16 protein-coding genes and 1 tRNA gene are annotated in these 19,036 nt (G+C 74.8%); 8 read left to right on the top strand and 9 right to left on the bottom strand.

The window, feature by feature from the left end; translation table 11 throughout:
* Positions 1-108: 108 nt before the first annotated feature.
* Positions 109-960, top strand: a complete 852-nt coding sequence (locus ABT238_RS12935) for a hypothetical protein (RefSeq protein ID WP_350757131.1) — start codon at positions 109-111, stop codon at positions 958-960.
* A gap of 171 nt (positions 961-1,131) precedes the next feature.
* Positions 1,132-1,848: a hypothetical protein gene (locus tag ABT238_RS12930; RefSeq protein WP_350563133.1), complete on the top strand. Its 717-nt coding sequence runs from the start codon at positions 1,132-1,134 to the stop codon at positions 1,846-1,848.
* A 163-nt stretch (positions 1,849-2,011) separates the two neighbouring features.
* Here ABT238_RS12930 and ABT238_RS12925 read toward each other — a convergent pair whose 3' ends face one another.
* The gene (locus tag ABT238_RS12925; protein WP_350757128.1) at positions 2,012-2,614 is read right to left on the bottom strand and encodes a hypothetical protein; all 603 of its coding nucleotides are present in this window, start codon (positions 2,612-2,614) and stop codon (positions 2,012-2,014) included.
* Positions 2,615-2,869: 255 nt separating this feature from the next.
* On the opposite strand from ABT238_RS12925, the gene ABT238_RS12920 reads away from it, so the two are divergent.
* On the top strand, positions 2,870-3,514 hold the full coding sequence (locus ABT238_RS12920) for a restriction endonuclease (protein WP_350563129.1): 645 nt from the start codon (positions 2,870-2,872) through the stop codon (positions 3,512-3,514).
* 14 nt (positions 3,515-3,528) lie between these two features.
* On the opposite strand, the gene ABT238_RS12915 is transcribed toward ABT238_RS12920, so the two are convergent.
* Positions 3,529-4,191, bottom strand: coding sequence for a response regulator (locus ABT238_RS12915; protein WP_350563127.1), 663 nt, complete (start codon positions 4,189-4,191; stop codon positions 3,529-3,531).
* Positions 4,188-5,390 carry a sensor histidine kinase gene (locus tag ABT238_RS12910; RefSeq protein ID WP_350757124.1) on the bottom strand — a complete coding sequence of 401 codons (1,203 nt, stop codon included), beginning with the start codon at positions 5,388-5,390 and terminating at the stop codon, positions 4,188-4,190. The genes ABT238_RS12915 and ABT238_RS12910 overlap by 4 nt, the downstream gene beginning before the upstream one ends.
* A gap of 291 nt (positions 5,391-5,681) precedes the next feature.
* Here ABT238_RS12910 and ABT238_RS12905 point away from each other — a divergent pair, with 291 nt between their 5' ends.
* Together ABT238_RS12905 and ABT238_RS12900 are read left to right on the top strand one after the other, a co-directional pair.
* The gene (locus ABT238_RS12905; protein WP_350757121.1) at positions 5,682-7,115 is read left to right on the top strand and encodes an alpha/beta hydrolase family protein; all 1,434 of its coding nucleotides are present in this window, start codon (positions 5,682-5,684) and stop codon (positions 7,113-7,115) included.
* A 56-nt stretch (positions 7,116-7,171) separates the two neighbouring features.
* Positions 7,172-8,683, top strand: a complete 1,512-nt coding sequence (locus ABT238_RS12900) for an oxidoreductase (protein ID WP_350563123.1) — start codon at positions 7,172-7,174, stop codon at positions 8,681-8,683.
* Positions 8,684-8,741: 58 nt separating this feature from the next.
* Here ABT238_RS12900 and pgm read toward each other — a convergent pair whose 3' ends face one another.
* The 3 genes from pgm to ABT238_RS12885 form a co-directional block, all read right to left on the bottom strand.
* Positions 8,742-10,394 (bottom strand): phosphoglucomutase (alpha-D-glucose-1,6-bisphosphate-dependent), encoded by a 1,653-nt coding sequence (gene pgm / locus ABT238_RS12895; RefSeq protein ID WP_350563121.1) that lies wholly within the window; start codon positions 10,392-10,394, stop codon positions 8,742-8,744.
* A gap of 155 nt (positions 10,395-10,549) precedes the next feature.
* On the bottom strand, positions 10,550-10,849 hold the full coding sequence (locus ABT238_RS12890) for a YciI family protein (RefSeq protein ID WP_350757118.1): 300 nt from the start codon (positions 10,847-10,849) through the stop codon (positions 10,550-10,552).
* A 94-nt stretch (positions 10,850-10,943) separates the two neighbouring features.
* Positions 10,944-11,023: transfer RNA gene (locus tag ABT238_RS12885), tRNA-Tyr, on the bottom strand.
* 233 nt (positions 11,024-11,256) lie between these two features.
* On the opposite strand from ABT238_RS12885, the gene ABT238_RS12880 reads away from it, so the two are divergent.
* Positions 11,257-12,765 (top strand): FAD-binding protein, encoded by a 1,509-nt coding sequence (locus ABT238_RS12880; protein WP_350563117.1) that lies wholly within the window; start codon positions 11,257-11,259, stop codon positions 12,763-12,765.
* A 49-nt stretch (positions 12,766-12,814) separates the two neighbouring features.
* Here ABT238_RS12880 and ABT238_RS12875 read toward each other — a convergent pair whose 3' ends face one another.
* Complete coding sequence (locus tag ABT238_RS12875; protein ID WP_350757115.1) at positions 12,815-13,234, bottom strand: GNAT family N-acetyltransferase; 420 nt, start codon at positions 13,232-13,234, stop codon at positions 12,815-12,817.
* A gap of 77 nt (positions 13,235-13,311) precedes the next feature.
* Here ABT238_RS12875 and ABT238_RS12870 point away from each other — a divergent pair, with 77 nt between their 5' ends.
* On the top strand, positions 13,312-13,647 hold the full coding sequence (locus ABT238_RS12870) for an ArsR/SmtB family transcription factor (protein WP_350563113.1): 336 nt from the start codon (positions 13,312-13,314) through the stop codon (positions 13,645-13,647).
* Positions 13,648-13,714: 67 nt separating this feature from the next.
* Here ABT238_RS12870 and ABT238_RS12865 read toward each other — a convergent pair whose 3' ends face one another.
* Complete coding sequence (locus ABT238_RS12865) at positions 13,715-16,270, bottom strand: collagenase (protein WP_350563111.1); 2,556 nt, start codon at positions 16,268-16,270, stop codon at positions 13,715-13,717.
* Positions 16,271-16,632: 362 nt separating this feature from the next.
* Between ABT238_RS12865 and ABT238_RS12860 the strand changes: the two genes are divergently transcribed.
* Positions 16,633-17,517 (top strand): peptidase S1, encoded by an 885-nt coding sequence (locus tag ABT238_RS12860; protein ID WP_350757112.1) that lies wholly within the window; start codon positions 16,633-16,635, stop codon positions 17,515-17,517.
* Positions 17,518-17,622: 105 nt separating this feature from the next.
* On the opposite strand, the gene ABT238_RS12855 is transcribed toward ABT238_RS12860, so the two are convergent.
* Complete coding sequence (locus ABT238_RS12855; protein ID WP_350757109.1) at positions 17,623-18,957, bottom strand: MFS transporter; 1,335 nt, start codon at positions 18,955-18,957, stop codon at positions 17,623-17,625.
* Positions 18,958-19,036: the final 79 nt, after the last annotated feature.

Here is a 19,036-nt window from a genome sequence, read left to right as displayed (position 1 = left end):
CCCCGCCAGTCTCCACCTGCACGCCTCGATACGCGCCCTAGCCGCCGGCACCGACGAGCCCGGCGCGCCGGAGCGCGGCGGGGCGGCGCGGGACCGTACCGTCGGCGCATGTCCTTCGGTCTGCTTGCCGCGCTGGGCGCGGCGCTGCTCACCGGGTCCGCCACCGTGCTCCAGGCGGTCGGGGCCCGTCGTGCCGCGGCCGGGCAGCGGCCCGGTGGGGCGGCCGCGCTGGCGGGGACGCTCCGGCAGTGGCCGTTCCTCGCTGGGGTGGGGATGGACATGCTCGGGTTCGGCGCCGAACTCCTCGCGCTGGAACGGCTGCCGCTCTACGAGGTGGAGGCGGTGCTGGCCTCGGCGCTCGCCGTGACCGCCGTCGGCGCGGCCCGGGTGCTGAAGGTGCGGCTACGGCGCAGCGAGTGGGCCGGGGTGGCGGCGGTGTGCGTGGGGCTCTGCGTGCTCGCCGTCAGCGCCGGGCGGGACGGGCCCGGCCACGGCGGCCCGGCGCTGCGGCTCGGTGTGCTGCTCGTGGCGGTGCTGCTGATCGGCGCGGGCTGGGCGGTCGTCCGGTTCGGCGGAGGCCGGCGGGCGCCGCTGCTGGGATTGGTGGCCGGGCTGCAGTTCGGCGTGGTCGGCGTCTCGGTGCGGGTCCTGCCGGACCCCCGGCTGCCGGAGCTGCTCACCGAACCGGCCGCCTACGCCGTCGCGTTGGCCGGGCTGGGCGGGTTCGCCGCGCTGACCTGGGCGATGCAGAACGGGTCGGTCACGGCGGCGACGGCGGCCATGGTGCTCGGCGAGACGCTGGGCCCGGCCGTCATCGGCGTGCTGCTGCTCGGCGACCACACCCGCCACGACTTCGAGCCGCTGGCCGTCGCGGGCTTCGCGGCGGCGGTGTTCGGGGCGCTCACCCTGGCCCGCTTCGGGGACGCCGAACAGCCCGCCACCGGCGGGGCGGCGACCTGACCGGCGCTCGGCGCCCGGGGGCCGCCCGCCGGTTGCGGGTGTCATCGGCACCGTGGTGCCGCGCGGCCGGCCGGTCACGGGCTGGTTCCGGTCCGGGCGGCGGCGGTTCCTCCGGCGGGCGGCCGGGTAACCCCGGGGCGGGGCGGGGCCCACCGGCACGGAGGGAGAAGCATGGCGCTCCACTGCGAACTCTGCGGCAGCCGCGCGGACGGTGCCGAACGGCTCGGCCGCTACTGCCCGGGCGAGTACTGCGGCACCGATCTGCGGGCCGGGGCGGACGCGGGTGTACGGGCCTGGTGCGAACCGCCGCGCCGGTTCGGGACCGCCGGCGGCACCGTCCTCCTGGACCTGCTCGTCCACAACGACGGGCCGCAGCCGACCGGCTTCCGCGTCGAACCCGTCGAACCCGTCCAGGGGCGGCTGGAGTTCGACCGGCGGGCCGCCGAGGCGCCGCTGCCCCCGGGCACGACCCGCCGCATCGAGCTGCGGTACGTCGTGCCGCTCGACCTCGTCGCGCTGGGCCCGGACATCGCCTCCCGGTTCGGCGTCCCCGGGGCCGGTGCGGCGGGGCAGGTGCAGGGCGGGCGGCACGCGCGGGCCGGGGTGGCGCTGCGGGTGAGCGCGACCTCGGCGCGTCAGGGCGCGGCCTGCGCGGCGTTCGCGGTGGACGTGCGCGACGGGACCTGGCCCACCCCCGACAGCGGGGAACCGTACGGCGGGGGCCTGGACGATCGGCAGCCCCCGCACGGGCAGCCGCCGTCGCCGGCCCGGCCGCGCCGCGACGACCGCCGGACCGGCGGCTGCGGGCCCCTGGCGGCCGCCGTGCTGGTGGCGGTCGTCGCGGTGCTCGGCGGGGGCCCGGGCGCCGCGGCACGCCGGTCACGGTGACGGGCCGCCGCAACGACCGTCCGAGCCGCGACCCGTTCACGTTCGACGGCCTGCCCCCGGCCGTCCGCACCGTGGTCCACGACCGCGACGGGCGGGGCTCACGGGTCCGACAGGCCTGCTGCACGGCCGACGGCACGGAGCGGGCGGCACCGACCCGCCCGTCTCAGCGGCGCCCGCGACCCGTCAGGCAGGCGACGGTCCAGGCCGCCGCTGCGGCGACCACCAGACCCAGCACGGAGATCACCTCGCTCCCGGACCAACTGCCCCACCACACCTCGACCGGCGCGAAGGGCTCGGTCTCCAGCATCTGCCGCAGGCTGTCGACCCCGCCCTCCCGGAGCACGACGAACGGAACGGCGTCGGCGTAGCCGAAGAAGGCTCCCAGCGCGGCCACCACCGCACCCGCGATCCACGCCCCCGGGCTGCGGCGCCCGACCAGCCCCACCAGCACCCCGACGACCGCCCCGTTGACGAGGGCGTGCCCCAGGTAGAGCGCGTGCGCGGTGTTCGTGGACTGGTAGTAGTCCTTGTACGTGAACACGATGATCGCACTGTAGATCGCCGCCACCACCACCGAGGCGATGAACCCCAGGAAGAACGCCCCCACCGGACTCCCGCCACTCCCCTGCGGCGCCGGATACGGCTGTCCCGCGTACGGCTGCCCCGGGTACGGCTGACCCGCGTACGGCGGCGGAGCACCGTAGGCGGGCGGCGGCTGCCGGTACGGGTCCTGCGGCCCGTACGGATACTGCGGCGGCTGGCTCAACGAGTCCCCCTCGGCGATGACATCACGGACCTGACCGGCGAGCCAACCTACCAACGGGGATGACGGCGGGTCAGCCCCTCCGGCCCCCCGGTCCCGCCCCTGAGCCCGGCCGGACCGGGGCGGGTCGTTCGGCCGCCCACCATCCGAATCCGGTCAAGTCGCCCCAGGAGGCCGTACGGTTCACCGGAATCGCCCGCGCCACGACGCCTGCCGCCCCTAGGCTCGCCGGCACACCGTGGACCGAGGGGAGACACCGTGGCCCGCAGGCCCGCACGCCGCCGACGCACCACCGCCGCACGCCGCGCCCGCCGGGCCCGCGACCACGCCGTCCTGCTCGGCGCGGGCGCTCTCGTCGCCTTCTCCCTGGCCACCGTCGCCGTCCAGTGGCTGGCCCACCACCTGCTCGTCCTCCTCGCCGTCCTGGCCATCGCCATCGCCGCGGCCATCACCGCCGTCCGCGCCCGCATCGCCGCCGACCGCCGCGCGCACCGGGCCCGCGCCGCACAGCTGCGCCACATCGGCGCGTTCATGGGCATGACACCGAAGGCCTTCGAGCACGCCCTGGCGGACCTCTGCCGGCGCGACGGCTGCACACGGGTGACCGTCGTCGGGGGGTCCGGCGACCTGGGCGCCGACGTCCTGGCCACCACCCCGGGCGGCCGGCGCATCCTCATCCAGGCCAAGCGCTACGGGCCGAGGACGCTGGTCGGCTCGCAGGAGGTGCAGAAGGTCAACGGCACCTACCGCGACATCCACGGCTGCGACCTCGCCGCCGTCGTCACGACCAGCACCTTCACCAAGCCCGCCGCCGCCTTCTGCACCCGGGTCGGCATCCGCATGACCGACCACCACGCCCTCGCCCTCTGGGCCGAAGGCACCGGCCGCGCCCCCTGGAACTGATCCTCTCGTTCGGGTCAGGCCGGGTGGATGAGGCGGCTCTCGTAGGCGAGGACCACGGCCTGGATCCGGTCGCGGAGTTCGAGCTTCTGCAGGATGCGGCCCAGGTGGGACTTCACGGTGGCCTCGGCGAGGTGGAGGGTGGCGGCGATCTCGGCGTTGGACAGGCCGCGGCCCACCTGGACGAGGACCTCGCGTTCGCGGACGCTGAGCCGGCTCAGCCGCTCGTCGCCGTCGGCGCTCCGGCCGTCGGGGATGTGCGGGCGGAGGTTCTCCAGCAGGCGTCGGGTGATCCGCGGGGAGACCACCGCGTCGCCCGCGGCGATGCTGCGGATCGCGGTGAGGAACTCCTCGGGCCTGGTGTTCTTCAGCAGGAAGCCCGAGGCTCCGGCGTTGAGCCCGGCGAAGGCGTACTCGTCCAGGTCGAAGGTGGTGAGGATCAGCACCCTGCTCCGCGGGGAGGCCGCGATGACCTGCCGGGTCGCCTCGATCCCGTCGGTCCCGGGCATCCGGACGTCCATGAGGACGACGTCGGGGCGCAGCTCGCGGGCGAGGCGGACGGCCTGGGCGCCGTCCGCGGCCTCGCCGACCGGGGCCATGTCGGGCTGGGCCTCCAGGACCGTGCCGAAGGCCATCCGGAGCAGCGCCTCGTCGTCGGCGATCAGGACGCGGATCGTCATGCCCCCGCCGCCCCGCCGCTGCCGAGGCGGAGGCGGGTGTGCACTCCCCAGCCGCCGTCCGGGAGCGGCCCGGCCCGCAGCGTCCCCCCGTAGGTGGCCGCGCGCTCGCGCATGCCGGGGATGCCGTGGCCGGACGGTGCGGCGGCGGGAGGTGGCGGGCAGGGGCCGCTGTCGGTGACGTCCACGGTGACGGTCCCGGGCGCGCACCGGATCCGGACCTCCGCCCGGGTGCCGGCGGGGGTGTGCTTGAGGGTGTTGGTCAGGGCCTCCTGGACCAGGCGGTAGACGGTGAGCTGGGCGGTCGCGGGGATGTGGGCGTGTCCGCCGTCGACGTCCAGGCGGGTCGGCAGTCCGGCGGAGCCCATCTGGTCGGCGAGGGCCTCCAGTTGGCCGATGCCGGGCAGCGGGTGGCGCTCCGCGTCCGGTTCGTCGGCGCGCAGGATGCCGAGCGAGCGCCGCATGTCGGTCAGCGCCTGCCGGCCGGTCTCGGCGACCTGGAGCATCGCGGCGGTGGTCCGCTCGGGCGAGCGGTGCTGTGCGCAGACGGCGGCGTCGGTGAGCGCGACCATGACGGAGAGGTTGTGGGTGACGATGTCGTGCATCTCCCGGGTGATCCGGGTCCGCTCCTCGGCGACGGCCAGCCGCGCCTGCTGCTCCTGTTCCCGCTCCAGGCGGGCGGCCCGTTCCTCGACGGCCGCGAGGTAGGCGCGCGTGGTCCGCACGTTCACCCCGAGGACGGCGGCGGCGACGGCCATCGCGGTGACCGCGACGAAGGGGGTCAGGAACGCGCCGTCCGCCGCCCAGCGCAGGCAGGCGAGCAGGGCCCCGGCCTCCACGACGGCGCCGGCGGCGAGCGCGGCGCGCCGGCCCGCGTGCGCGGCCACGGTGTAGAGGGCCACCAGCAGGGCGACGTCGGCGGGCAGTTGGACGTCCGCCAGCCACTGGACGAACGCCGCGCCCGCCACGGCGGCGAACACCGCGAGCGGGGCCCGGCGGCGCCACAGCAGGGGCAGCGCGAGGGCGGCGGTGAGGGTGACGGCCACCGGCAGCCGGTGCGGCGGGTGGGTGGTCAGGACGTTGAGGAGGAGCAGCGCCGCCAGCAGCGACTCCCCCGTCGCCCGCGGCAGCCAGGCGGCCGTCCGCGCCCATCCCGCCCGCACCCGCCGGGCACTGCCGGGCTTCGCGGCCGCCTCGGTCATCACACGTCCCTGTCGATTCGGCGTCATGGTGCCCCGGCGCGCGCCGCGGCCCTGCCACGGTAGGCCGCGGGCCCGCGGAGCGCATGAGTCCACCGTCTGATCGCACCGGGCCGGGATCCGACCTCAGGAGGAGTCCCGCCACCTCCCGCGGTCGCAGAGCGGCCGCCGATCGCGCGGGCCCGACTGCTGCTCCGGTGGCACGGCGGCCCGCCGAGGACCACGACCCCGGTCGCACACGGCGGCGCCCCGGGGCCGATGTGCCGGTGCCCGCCCGGCGCCGACCATGGCCGGGTGACCGAGATCATCACGGGACTGCACGTGTCCCTCCTGGAAGTCCTTGCCCTGCTGGGCGCCTTCGCGCTGGTGGCGGCGCGCTGGCTGCCCCCCGTCGCCCGCCCGCGCGTCACGATCGCGGCGGGGGCGGTTCTCGTGCTCTGCGTGACCGTGCTGGCCGTGGTGGGGCTTCGCTGGCAGCTGCTGCCGGTCCTGGCGGGCGCCGCCTTCGCCTTGCCGTTCGCCGTCGCTCCCCTGCTGCCGCGCCGGACCGGCCGGCCGGCGCGGCGGGCCCGCTGGTGGCTGGCGTTGCCGGGGTCGCTCGCCTGTGCCGGCCTGATCGCCTCGGGCCCGGTGGCCGCCTGGGCCTTCCCCGTCCCCGTGTTCCCCGAGCCCTCCGGGGAGTTCACGGTCGGCACCCGGGTGGTGCAGTGGACCGACCCGCACCGCCCCGAGACCTTCACCACCGATCCGGACGACCGGCGCACGGTCGTGGTCCAGCTCTGGTACCCCGCGCGCAAGCAGCCCGACGGCGCGCGGCGGGCCCAGTACCTCGGACGCACGGAGCACGAGGCCCGCACCGTCTCCGAGGCCCTCGCCGGCCAGGTCGGCCTGCCGGGCTTCCTGCTCGACGGTGTCGCGCGGGCCCGCAGCCGGTCGGTGTTCGACGCCCCGGTGGAGGGCACGGGGGGACGGTTCCCCGTCGTCCTGTTCTCCCCCGGATCGGGCGGAGTGCGCACCCAGAACACCGCCTGGGCGGAGGACCTGGCCAGCCACGGCTACGTGGTCGCCGCCCTCGACCACCCGTACGACTCCGCCGCCGTCGTGCTCGCCGACGGGCGGACGGTCACCGGCGAGACCGGCTCCACCGGCGACCGGGACGAGGACGACAGGCTGGCGGCCGGCTGGACGGCGGTCCGGGCCGCCGACCTCGGGTTCGTCCTCGGCCGGCTGGAGGGCCTGGACCGCGGCGAGGGCGCCGACCCGTTGGCCGGACGCCTGGACACCGGCCGGGCCGCGGTGGCCGGCCACTCCATGGGCGGCGCCGCCGCGCTGCAGGCGGCCCGGCAGGACCGCCGGTTCGACGCCGTGATCGATCTGGACGGCTACCCCCACGGCCCCGCCTCGCCCGCCCTCGGCCGGCCGACGCTCGCGCTCACCCAGGCCATCACCCCGGCGACCGACCCGCGCTACCTGCCCCGCCTCACCGAGGCGCTCGACGCCGCCACCGCGGCGAGCTACCGCCTCACCGTCCCCGGCGCCGCCCATCTCACCTTCATGGACGGCCCGCTGTACCTGCCGCCCGTGCCCTCGATCGTCGGCTCCCTGGGCCGCGCCCGGAGCCCGCGCGTCGTCGCCTCGGCCACCCTCGCCTTCCTGGACGCCACCCTGCGCGGCAGGCCCGGCGACCTGCGGGCCTACGGCGAGCTCACCGTCCACCGCCCGGCGTGATCCGAAGGAGAGGGCCTAAGCTGCGGTCCGCAGATGATCACCACCGAGGGGGCGGGATGCTGACGTACCAGGACCTGAGCGAACCGGAGCGGCGGGTCTGGGACGCCTGCGCCACGGGGGCGACGGTGGACCTGCGCCGCGGGGAGCCCGGTGCGGACGATCCGGCCGGCGGGGCGGACTGGGGCGGCGACCGGTCGGTGCGGGCCGAGGTGATCACGACCGCGCTGCTGGGCGGCCCCGGGCGGGACGCCCCGGTGCGGGCGGTGCGACTCGCCGGGGCCCGCGTCACCGGCTGCCTGGACCTGCGCGGGCTGACGATCGGCGGCGAACTGCGCCTGGAGGGCTGCCACTTCGAGGAGCAGGTGGTCCTGCGGGACGCGACCCTGCGCTCCACCGGCCTGATCGGCTGCCGGATACCCGGGCTCGACGGGTGGCTGCTGACGGTGGAGGGCAACCTCTTCTTCGAGGACTCGGTCTTCGAGGGGCGGCTCACCCTCACCCGCGCCCACGTCACCGGTGAACTGCGGCTCAGCGGGGCCCGGCTCACCGCCACCGAACTGCTCGGCGGCGGTGAGCCGGACGCCCGGGGCGTCTGGGCGCTGTGGGCCGGCGGCCTGGTGATGGACGGCGGCTGCTTCGCCCGCAAGGGCTTCCAGGCGCGCGGCGGCCTGCGGCTGGTCGGCGCCCGGTTCGACGGCGGGCTGTTCATGGAGCGGGCCCGCATCGACAACCCCGGCGGCGACGCGCTCACCGGCGACGACCTCGCCGCCTCCACCCTCTCGCTCGCCGACGGGTTCACGGCCACCGGCTCCGTCCGCCTCCCCGGGGCGGCGATCCGCAGCAGGCTCTCGCTCGACGCCGCCGTCCTCGACGGCTGCGGCGCGGTGGCCCTGGACGCCCGGCGGCTGACCGCCGGCGACCTCCAGCTCACCCCGGCCGCCGCCCCGAACGGGACGGTCGACCTGCAGGACGCGCAGACCGCCGTCCTGCACGACAACGCCCACAGCTGGCCGGCCGACACCCGCCTCGACGGCTTCACCTACACCTCCGTGCAGACCTCCGCCGCCGCGCCCGATCCCGTCGCCCGGCGCCTGGCCTGGCTGGCCGCCCTGCCCGGCTACTCCCCGCAGCCCTACGAGCAACTCGCCGCCTGGTACCGGAAGATCGGCCACGACGACGACGCCCGGCGGGTGCTGCTGGCGAAGCAGCGCCGCCGCCGTCGCACCCTGAGCCCGTCCGGGCGGCTCTGGGGACGGCTCCTGGACGCCACCGTCGGCTACGGCTACCGCCCCTGGCAGGCCGTGCTGTGGCTGGGCGGCCTCGCCCTGCTCGGCGCCCTGGTCTTCAGCCACGGCGCGCCCCACGAGGTCAAGGCCGGCGAGAGCGTCCCGTTCAACCCGCTCGTCTACACCCTCGACCTGCTCGTCCCGATCGGCGGGCTCGGCCAGCGCACCGCCTGGTACTGGACCGGGCCGCAGCAGTGGTTCGGCTACTCCCTCATCGCCTTCGGCTGGCTGCTCACCACGGCGGTCCTGGCCGGCATCAGCCGCACCCTGAACCGCGCCTGACCCGCCGGCGGCCGCGGCCCGGTGGGTGATCCACCGGGCCGCGGCCGTCACCCGTGCGTCAGGCTCCGGCCGGACCGGCGAGCACCTCGTTGACCAGGGTGCGCGCCTCCTCCTGCACCCGGGCCAGGTGCTCGGCGCCGTGGAAGGACTCGGCGTAGATCTTGTAGACGTCCTCGGTGCCGGACGGGCGGGCGGCGAACCAGGCGTTCTCGGTGCACACCTTGATGCCGCCGATGGCCGCGCCGTTGCCCGGGGCCTCGGTGAGGACGGCGGTGACCGGCTCGCCCGCGAGGTCGCCGGCCGTGACCTGCTCGGCCGACAGGCGGGACAGCAGCGCCTTCTGCTCGCGGTCCGCCGGGGCGTCGACGCGGGCGTAGGCGGGCGCGCCGAAGCGCGCGGTGAGGTCGCCGTAGTACTCGCTGGGGGTGCGGCCGGTCACCGCGGTGATCTCGGCGGCCAGCAGGGCGAGCAGGATGCCGTCCTTGTCGGTGGTCCACACCCCGCCGTCGCGGCGCAGGAACGACGCGCCGGCCGACTCCTCGCCGCCGAAGGCGATCGAGCCCTCCAGCAGACCGTCGACGAACCACTTGAAGCCGACCGGCACCTCGACCAGCTCGCGCTTGAGGTCGGCGGCGACCCGGTCGAGCATCGAGGAGGAGACCAGCGTCTTGCCGACGGCCGCGTCGACGGGCCACTCGGCGCGGTGGCGGTAGAGGTAGTCGACGGCGACCGCGAGGTAGTGGTTGGGGTTCATCAGGCCGCCGTCCGGGGTGACGATGCCGTGCCGGTCGGCGTCGGCGTCGTTGCCGGTGGCGATGGCGTACTCGTCGCGGCGGGCGATCAGCGAGGCCATCGCGGCGGGCGAGGAGCAGTCCATCCGGATCTTGCCGTCCCAGTCCAGCGTCATGAAGCGCCAGGTCGGGTCGGTGACCGGATTGACCACGGTCAGGTCCAGGCGGTGGGTCTCGGCGATCCGGCCCCAGTAGGCGACGGACGCGCCGCCCAGCGGGTCGGCGCCGATCCGCAGGCCGGCCGCGCGGACCGCGTCCAGGTCGAGGACGGAGACCAGGTCCTCGGTGTAGGTGGTCAGGTAGTCGTGGCGGCCGGTGGTGGCCGCGGCCAGCGCGCGCGCGTACGGGACCCGCTTGACGCCGCGCAGGCCCTCGCGGATCAGGGCGTTGGCACGGTCCTGGATCCAGCCGGTGGCCTCCGAGCCGGCCGGGCCGCCGCTCGGCGGGTTGTACTTGAAGCCGCCGTCGCGGGGCGGGTTGTGCGAGGGCGTGACGACGATGCCGTCGGCGAGCGACTGCGGGCTGCGCCGGTTGTGCGTCAGGATCGCGTGCGAGACGGCGGGGGTCGGGGTGTAGCCGTCGGCGCTGTCCAGCAGGACGGTCACGCCGTTCGCCGCCAGCACCTCGACCGCGGTGGCCTTGGCGGGCTCGGAGAGCGCGTGGGTGTCGGCGCCGAGGAACAGCGGGCCGGTGATGCCCCGGGCCGCGCGGTACTCGCAGATCGCCTGGGTGGTGGCGGCGATGTGGTCCTCGTTGAAGGCGGCGTCCAGCGAGGAGCCGCGGTGGCCCGAGGTGCCGAACGCGACCCGCTGGCCCGGCTCCTCCGGGTCCGGGTGCAGCGTGTAGTACGCCGTCACCAGCCGCGCCACGTCCACCAGGTCGCCCGGCTGCGCCGGCTGCCCGGCCCGTGCGTGTGCCATCGTCTACTCCCACTGGATTTCTCGCCGTGCGCCGGTTCGCGGCCCGACGCTTCCTTGCCCCGTGCTCACCGATCGTAGCCACTGCACGACCGGGCGCCGAACCGGGGCGCCCGGCCGGGCCCGGGGGTGGACCGGCCGGTGGGCCGGTCGGGCGATCAGGCGGGGAACTGCTGCCGGTGGGGTTCCAGGACGGGGGCGACGGTGGTGGCGAGGAACTCCGTCACCCGGTACTCGGTCAGGCCCTCGACGACGAACGGGTCGGTGCGCACCAGCGCCTCGACGGCCGTCCGGTCCTCCCCGACGGCGAGGATGACGCCGCCGTCCCGGGGCACCTTGCGGCCGGAGGCCAGGAAGGTGCCCGCCTCGTAGTGGCGGCCGAGCCACTCCACGTGGGCGGGCAGCAGGGCCTCGATGCGGTCGAGCGGGGCGGTGTAGGTCAGCTCCAGGACGAACATGCGTCCGAGCCTATCCGGCGGCCGGCGGGAGACCGGCGGGGGCCGGACGCCGACCGCCCCGGGCCGTGGTGCGGCCCGGGGCGGTCGTCCGAGGTGGGCGAGGATGGATTCGAACCACCACAGCCGAAGCGGGGGCTTTACAGGCCCTTGGGCTCTCCCAGGCCCAGCTCGCCCTCGGTGTCTTCCTTGTGTTCCTTGATCCCGACAGCTCCACCCTCTCCCGATCGGCGGGGCCGGACAACAGGGATTCCGGCCATTGGTATAGACCGCTCTCGGCCAAGGGCGGGGGCCGGAGCGATCGGGCCCGACCGGCCGTCACCGAAGTGGTCGGGTCCGGCCTATTGCGCGTGTACGTGCCGACTGCGATACAACACTGCTCATATGACGATTGATCGGAGATATCTGTAATGAGCAAGTCAGCCCTGCCCCGCCGCAGCGTGCTCGTCGGCGCGGCGGCCACCGTCATCGGGTGGAACACCGTCGGCCGCTCCTGGGCCGTCGGCGCGCCCGCCGAAGCCGCGGCGGACGCCCCGGCCGACGCCTCCCTCGCGGCGCTGCCCCCGCTGGACGGGACGATGGTGGCCGACGCCGCGACGCTGTCCCGGTTCGGCGGGGACTTCGGGCACCTGGTGACCGCCGCGCCGCGCGCCGTCCTGCGCCCGGGTTCGGTGCGCGACGTCGCCACCCTGATCCGCTTCGCCCACCGCCACCGCATCCCGGTCGCGATGAACGGCCAGAGCGGCACCGGCAGCACCGCCGAGCTGGAGTCGCACTCCAGCTACGGCCAGGCCGCCGCGCGCGGCGGCGTCGCGATCGACGCGCGCGGACTGGACCGGATCGTCCGGATCACCCCCGGCCGCGCCGTGGTCGAGGCGGGCGTCACCTGGGCTCAGCTGACCGACGCCGCGCTCGCCCAGGGCTGGATGCCGCCCAGCCTGACCGACTACCTCCACCTGTCGGTCGGCGGCACGCTGAGCGTCGGCGGCATCGGCGGCGGCGTGCAGCGCCACGGCTTCCAGACGGACACGGTCGAGTCGGTGGACGTGGTGACCGGCACCGGCGAGCTGGTGACCGCCTCCGCGAGCGCCAACCGCGAGCTGTTCGAGGCCGTGCTGGGCGGCGGCGGGCAGGCCGGCATCATCGTCCGGGCCACCCTGCGCCTGGTGCGGGCCCGCGAGCGCGCCCTGGTGCTCAACCTGTACTACGACGACCTGGCCGCCTACCTCGCGGACCACGAGAAGGTGATGCTGGAGCGGCGCTTCGACCTCCACGTCGGCGACGTCTCGCGGAACGCCGCGGGCACCGGCTGGCGGTACAAGATCGAGGGCGTCGTCCACTACGACGGCGCCGCCGCGCCGGACCGGGCGAAGCTGGTGCGCGGCCTGCGCTGCGTGGCGGCCGACACGACGTTCACGGACCAGACCGCGCGCGAGTACGCGTTCCGGGTGGACGGCTTCGCCGGGTACCTGCAGGCGGCCGGCCTGTGGTCGCTGCCCAAGCCGTGGATGAGCCTGTTCCTGCCCGCCTCGACCACCGAAACGTTCATGCGCGAGGCCATGGAGCTGCTGACGCCGGAGGACCTGGGCGCCGGCCTGCTGCTCTTCTACCCCTACCGCACCAGCGTGTTCACCCGCCCGATGACGGTGATGCCGGAGGAGCCGGTCGGCTTCCACTTCGACCTGCTCTCCTTCCCGTTCCCGGGCGCCGACCACGCCGCCGCGCTGCGGCGCAACCGCCGGCTGTACGACCGGGCAGTGGCGCTGGGCGGCAAGCGGTACCTGATCGGCGCGATCCCGGACGTGACCCGCTCCGACTGGCGCCGCCACTACGGCACCCGGTGGGGGCGCGCGGTGGCGGCGAAGCACCGCTTCGACCCGGCCGGGATCCTGACCCCGGGGCAGGGCATCCACTCCTGACACCCTCCCGCCCGTCGCGCTCCCCGCCCGGGGGCGCGACGGGCGGGCCTCACACCCGCCGGTGCATGCCGACCGAGGCCGGGGCCGCCCCGACGAAGCCGTACCTGGCGTAGAGGCGGTGCGCCTCCCCGTCGGCGATCAGCGAGACGTAGGCGCCCTTGGGAGCGCGCTCCTCCAGCTCGGCGGTCAGCCGCGCCATGATCCGCCCGCCCAGCCCGCGGCCCTGGTGGGCCGGGAGCACGCACACGTCGGCGATCTGGAACACCACTCCCCCGTCGCCGACGATCCGGCCCATGCCCACGGGTTCGCCGTCGTGGTGCGCGGTCACCCCGAACCAGCTGTTCGGCAGGCCCGCGGCCACCGCCTCGGCCGGGCGGTCGCTCATCCCGGAGGCGGTCCGCAGGTGCCGGAAGGTCGCGACGTCGGGCACGCCCGTCCGCATCTCGTAAGGGTCATTACTGCTCTGCATGCATTACAGCATACCGGTCGTCCGCCCCGGTGCCCGGGGCGGGCCGCTCCCGTCAACCCTCGCGTTACGGTGGGGCCATGAGCTACCGCCACCCCGCCCGCGAGCAGATCCGGATCGAGCACGTCCTGACCGCCCTCGGCAACCCCGTCCGCCTCTCCGCCGTCCGCGTCCTGGACGGCGGCGGAGCGCACAACTGCGGGAGCGTACTCGCCGCGATCGGCATCACCGCCAAGTCGACGATGACCCACCACTGGCGGGTGCTGCGCGACAGCGGCGTCATCCACCAGCAGCCCTCCGGCCGGGAGAACCTGCTGCACCTGCGCCGCGAGGACCTCGACGCCCGCTACCCCGGCCTCCTCGACGCCGTCCTGTCGGGCGCACGCGACGACGAGCGGCACGTCGTCGCCGAGTGACGCCGGACGGGTCCGGGGCGGACGGTGATCGCGCCGTCCGCCCCGGACCCGTCGTTTCGCGCGGGTGTCAGTACCGGGTGGTGACGGTGACGCCGCTGAAGGCGGTCTTGCCGTAGAGGCTGATGTAGCGGTAGCCCTCGGTCGCGTTGGTGACGGTCAGGGTCTGGGTGGTGCCGCTGTCGGTGGAGGCGGCCGTGTAGGAGGTGCTGGAGGCCCAGCGGTCGGCGTTGTAGTAGAGGTGGGCCGTGCCGGTCCCGCCGCTGGTGGAGACGGTGAGCGTGGTGGTGCCCGCCGGGAGGTGGATGTAGAGCTGGTCGACGCTGCCCGCGTCGGCGGAGCGGCCGGTGCGGTAGCAGTTGTAGTCCATCGCCCGGGGATCGGGGTTGGCGCAGGCGACGGGCGCGGCGGGTGCGGTGACGGTGACGGAATTGCTCGCGGTGGCGGCCTTGCCGTTGCTGTCGGTGACGGTGAGCGTGACCGTGTAGGTGCCGGGCGTGCGGTACGACTTCGACGGGGAGGCCGTGGTGGAGGTGGTGCCATCGCCGAAGTTCCAGGACCGGGTGGTGATGCCGCCCTTCCCGTTGGTGACGGTGGAGCGGTCGGTCAGCTGGACGTTCAGGTCGCGGACCGTGGCGTCGAAGGCGGCCTTCGGGGTGCCCGCCGTCAGGCAGAGGTCGGTGGCACAGGAGTCGAGCCAGCTGGTGAAGCCGGCGTCGTAGCGGGTGCCGATGCCGTTGTAGTAGGCGTAGCCCTGCGCGTAGTTGCCGGTGCGGAAGTAGTGGAGCATGGTCTGGACGACGCTCGGGTACCGCTCGATCATGAAGCGGGTGGCGAGGTAGCCCCAGTGGTAGGTGCGGACCACATCGCTGTTGAGGTAGGTGCTCTGGAACAGGGTGCTGAGCGCGTAGGTGTGCTTGGGCGCCTGGGCCACCGCGTTGGCGTCGGTGATGCCGCGGTAGGTGTAGGAGACGTACTCGGCGACGCCCTCCAGCCACCACAGGTTGGGCACGCTGGTCTGGTCGTAGAAGTCGCCCTTGAAGTCGTAGCGGGCGTCCAGGGCGTGGGCGTACTCGTGGTTGAGGTTCCAGATCCGGGCGGTGAAGCCGTTCTCCTTCGGGTGCCGGTACATGATCGAGACGGGCTGGTTGGCCGGGTCACTCGGGTCACCGGTGAGGGTGATGCCTCCGTTGCCGGTGTTCGCGCCGAAGATCGGGCCGGCGTACGTCCGGTAGTCGGCCTGGCTCGCGAAGACGACGACCTGCACGGACGACTGGTACTGGCCGGGGACGGGACCGTTGTCGCGGACCAGGTTGTGGAAGAACGCGTCCTCGCCCTTGAGGTCGGCGCAGACGGCCGCGAGTTCGGCGGCGGTGAGGTCCTGGGCCCGGAGGGTGACGGTCGCGTTGCAGGTGTGGGTGATCGGCAGCGCCGCCTCGGCCAGCCGTCGGGGCAGGTCGCAGACGCCGTAGGAGGCACACTGGCCCTCGTCGAAGTACCAGGCCGTATGGGCGGCGCCGACCCAGAGCGGGGCGGTGGGGCCGGTCATGGACGAGCCGTCGAGCAGCTCCTTGATCAGCGGGCGGACCTTGGCCTGGAGGGCCGGGTACTTCACGTAGCGGGCCAGTTCGATGCCCGCGTTGGACTCCAGGAAGGAGTTGTCCGTGCCGAGCAGGTCGCGGTGGTCGCGGGTGAACGCGGCGAGGGTGTCGACGATGCGCGGGTCCGCGGCGACGGCGGTGGTGTAGGCCTTGTTCTGGTGGCCGCGGTCGAGCGCACTGAGGACGCTGTTGACGAAGTTGAGCAGGTGCTTGGACGTGTTGTAGGAAGCGTTGTAGCCGTCGAGCACCTGCCGGTAGGTGTCCAGGTAGCGGTGCTGCAGGTCCGCGCTGTCGGTGAGGATGACGGCCTCGGCCGCGACCGGGCCGTTCGCGTCGGTGGCGTCCGCGAAGTGCGGGCCGGCCACGAAGGTGTCGAGGCCGCGTGCCACGGCGGCGGTGAGCGAGGAGTCGTAGGTGCCGACGCGGGCGGGGTCCTTCTCGTGCACGTAGTAGCCCGCGCGCAGGAAGAGGACGACCTGCCAGGTGCCGGCGGAGTTGTCGCCGGGGTAGGTGGCGGCGGCGCTCTGGAAGGCGTCGGCCATCGTCGCCATCTGGCTCTGGCGGAACACGCCCGAGGCGTAGGGGCCTCCGGCCAGCAGGAACAGCGAGCCGATGCACTCGGGCGTCGAGGCCGTGACGTAGGAGACCAGGGCCGCCCCGGTCCGGCCGGCGAAGTCGGCCGGGGTGCAGGACGCGGCGGCGGCCGGCCCCGCCACGAGCGAGCGCGCCGGGGCCAGGGGCGAGCCGGTCCCGGCCGGGGCCGTCCCGGACGGGACCGGCGCGGTGAGAAGGGGCAACTGATCGGCCGTGAGCCGGCGGGCCTGCGGCGCCCCGGGGCTCTCGGGGTCGGCGAACGGGCTTCCCGTCACCCCCGACGGGCCGTCGGCGGCCCGGTGCGGGCTCGCGATGGCCGGTGCGGGGGCGGCGGTCGCCGCCTGGCCCGGACCGGCGGCTATACCGAGGAGGGTGGCGCCTGCCGCGGCGACTGCGACCAGCAGTCCGGGCATGCGTGAGAGCGGACGCATCGTCATTCCTTCGTGGGGGAAGGGAAAAGGGGATGCCTCGGGCATGGGGGCGTGAGGGTGCCGAGGTGTGGGACGAACCGTCTCACAGGACGGATTGCACATCAATAGCCTGTGACATGTCACATGTGTATCGACGGAACCGGATCGTCCGGTGATCGCGCGATCCGGACAGGTCATCACGAGCGCCCCCGGCCGATCCCGCGCGCGGCGGCGGATGTGTTCTCCGCGTGAAGAAATGCTCCCGTGCGCTTGCGGTGCGCCGCACCGGGTCCCCGGATGCCGGTGATCTCCTGTTCCTCGGCACCGCACAGTCCACGGCCTGGCATGCCCAGGTCATCCTCTTTCCCCGTACGGAGGCCCCCATGAAGAAGTCGTTCACCGCCGCCGCGCTCGCGGCGCTCACCGCCACGGCCCTCGCGGCCACCGCGGCCGGCGCGGCCGTTCCCGGCACCGTCTCCGGCGACGGCGGCGACCGCATCGCCCTCCTCAAGGGCGACGGCACCGCCCTCGTGAAGGCGGGCGAGCTCTCCGCCGCGTGGACCGTCGAGGGCGAGGGCGTGAAGCAGATCGTGATCGCGGGCAACCGCATCGGCATCCTCAAGGACAACGGGTCGGCCCTCGTGAAGGAGGGAGACCTCTCCGCCGCGTGGACCCTTGAGGCCGCCAACGTCAAGCAGCTCGCCCTGTCCGGCGACCGCGTCGGCATCGTCAAGGACAACGGCACCGCCTACGTCAAGGAAGGCCCCCTCCACTCCGCGTGGACCCTGGAGGGCGACAGCGTCAAGGAGCTCCAGCTCTCCGGCAACCGCATCGGCATCCTCAAGGGCAACGGCAACGCCCTGGTCAAGGAGGGGCCCCTCGACGCCGCGTGGACCGGGCAGGCCGACCACACGCTCCACCTCTCCCTGTCCGGCAACCGCGTCGGCGTGCTCAGGGGCAACGGCACCGCCCTGGTCAAGGAGGGATCACTGGGTGCGCAGTGGACCCTGGAGGCCGACGGCGCCGCCCAGCTGGAGCTCTCCCGCGACCGCATCGGCGTGCTGACGGACGACGGCAACGCCCTGGTCAAGGAGGGCTCGCTGGGCGCCGAGTGGACCCTGGAAGCCGCCGACACCAGCCAGCTCGCCCTGTCCGGCAACCGCATCGGCATCGTCAAGGACAACGGCACCGCCTACGTCAAGGAAGGCCCCCTCTGGGCCGCGTGGACCCTGGAGGGCGAGAACGTCACGGAACTCGCCCTCTCCTGACCCGGTCCCCGGGCTCGGCCACCGGGCGGGCCCGGGGACGACGAGCGGCCCGGGGGCGGGCGGCGGAAGCGCCGTCCGCCCCCGGGCCGTTCACGCGAGGGTCGGTCAACCCGACACGGCCAGGGGGCAGTCGGGGGCGACGGCCGCAGGGGCGTCCGCGCGCGCCGGGCGCAGGACCAGGGCGAGCAGCAGGCCCAGCAGCACCGCGGCGGCGGCGAGCAGGACCACCAGGAACCCGCCGTCCGCCGTGGCGCGGGCCAGGCCCTCGCCGCCCGGGCCGTCGGTGCCCGCGTCGGCGACGGCGGTGAACAGCGCGAGGCCGATCGCGTTGCCGAGGTTCATCGTGGTCGAGGCCGCCCCGCCGGCGATGCCCTGTTCACGGGCGGCGGTGCCGGCGGCCGCCGCGATCCACATGGCCGTCCAGACCACGCCCTGACCCACGCCCGAGACCACCAGGCCCGGCACCAGCGCGAGATAGCCGGCGTCGGCGTCGAAGCCCGCGGCCAGCGCGGCGGTGCCGACCGCGCCGAGCGCGAACCCGCCCAGCAGGGTGGACCGCAGGCCGGCCCGGGTGGTCAGCCGCTCACCGAGCTGGGTGCCGGCGGCGATCGCCAGCGAGGGGACGAGGAAGGCGAGGCCGGTCTGCGGGGCGCTGTATCCGTGCACGCTCCGCAGGAGGACGGTGAGGAAGTACGGCAGGACGCCGAAGGTGGCCATGTAGAGGAAGGTGATCGCCGCACCGGCGCTCAGGCTGCGGTTGCGGAACAGCCGGAACGGCATCAGCGGATCGGCGCTGCGGGTCTCGACGAGGGCGAAGGCGGCGAGCAGCACGAGCGCGGCCGCGAGGGCGCCGAGGATCCACGGGTCGGCCCAGCCGCGCTCGGGGGCCTGCACCAGCGCGAACACCAGCAGGGTCGCACCGGCGGTGACGGTCAGCGCACCCGGCAGGTCGAAGCGGCGGCGCTCGGTGCGGGCCGGGTCGGGCGGCACGACGAACACGGCGGCGACCGCGATCGCGGCGGCCAGCGGCACGTTGACGAAGAAGACGGCGGGCCAGCCGAAGCCCTCGGTCAGCACCCCGCCGAGCAGCGCGCCGCCGACGCCCTGGACGATCCGGGCGCCCACGATGACCTCGGGCGAGCGGGCGAGCCCGCCGGCGAGCGAGGAGAGCCCGTAGAGGGCGAGGGCGGCGACGAAGACCCGCCGCCGCCCGAGCAGGTCGCAGGCCCGGCCGCCGAGCAGCAGGAATCCGCCGGCGAACACGACGTAGGCGCTGACCACGAGTTGCTGGGTCTGGCCGGGGAACCCGAGGTCGGTGCCGATCTCGGGTAAGGCGACGAAGACGATGTTGAGGTCCAGTGCGAAGACGGCCTGCCCCAGGGCCAGCAGGGCGAGCGTCCAGCCGGAACGGGCGGCGCTGAGCGGTGGTGTGACGGGCATGCGGAGGTGCTCCTCGGTGGCGTGAGGTCCTGATCGACTGTACGTATATTTACGTACAGTCGGACGATCAGGCAACACC

Source organism: Kitasatospora sp. NPDC001527 (assembly GCF_040298605.1).
Lineage (GTDB): Bacteria > Actinomycetota > Actinomycetes > Streptomycetales > Streptomycetaceae > Kitasatospora.
Note: the sequence above shows the minus strand (reverse complement) of the source record. Positions and strands in the feature narration are given on the sequence as shown.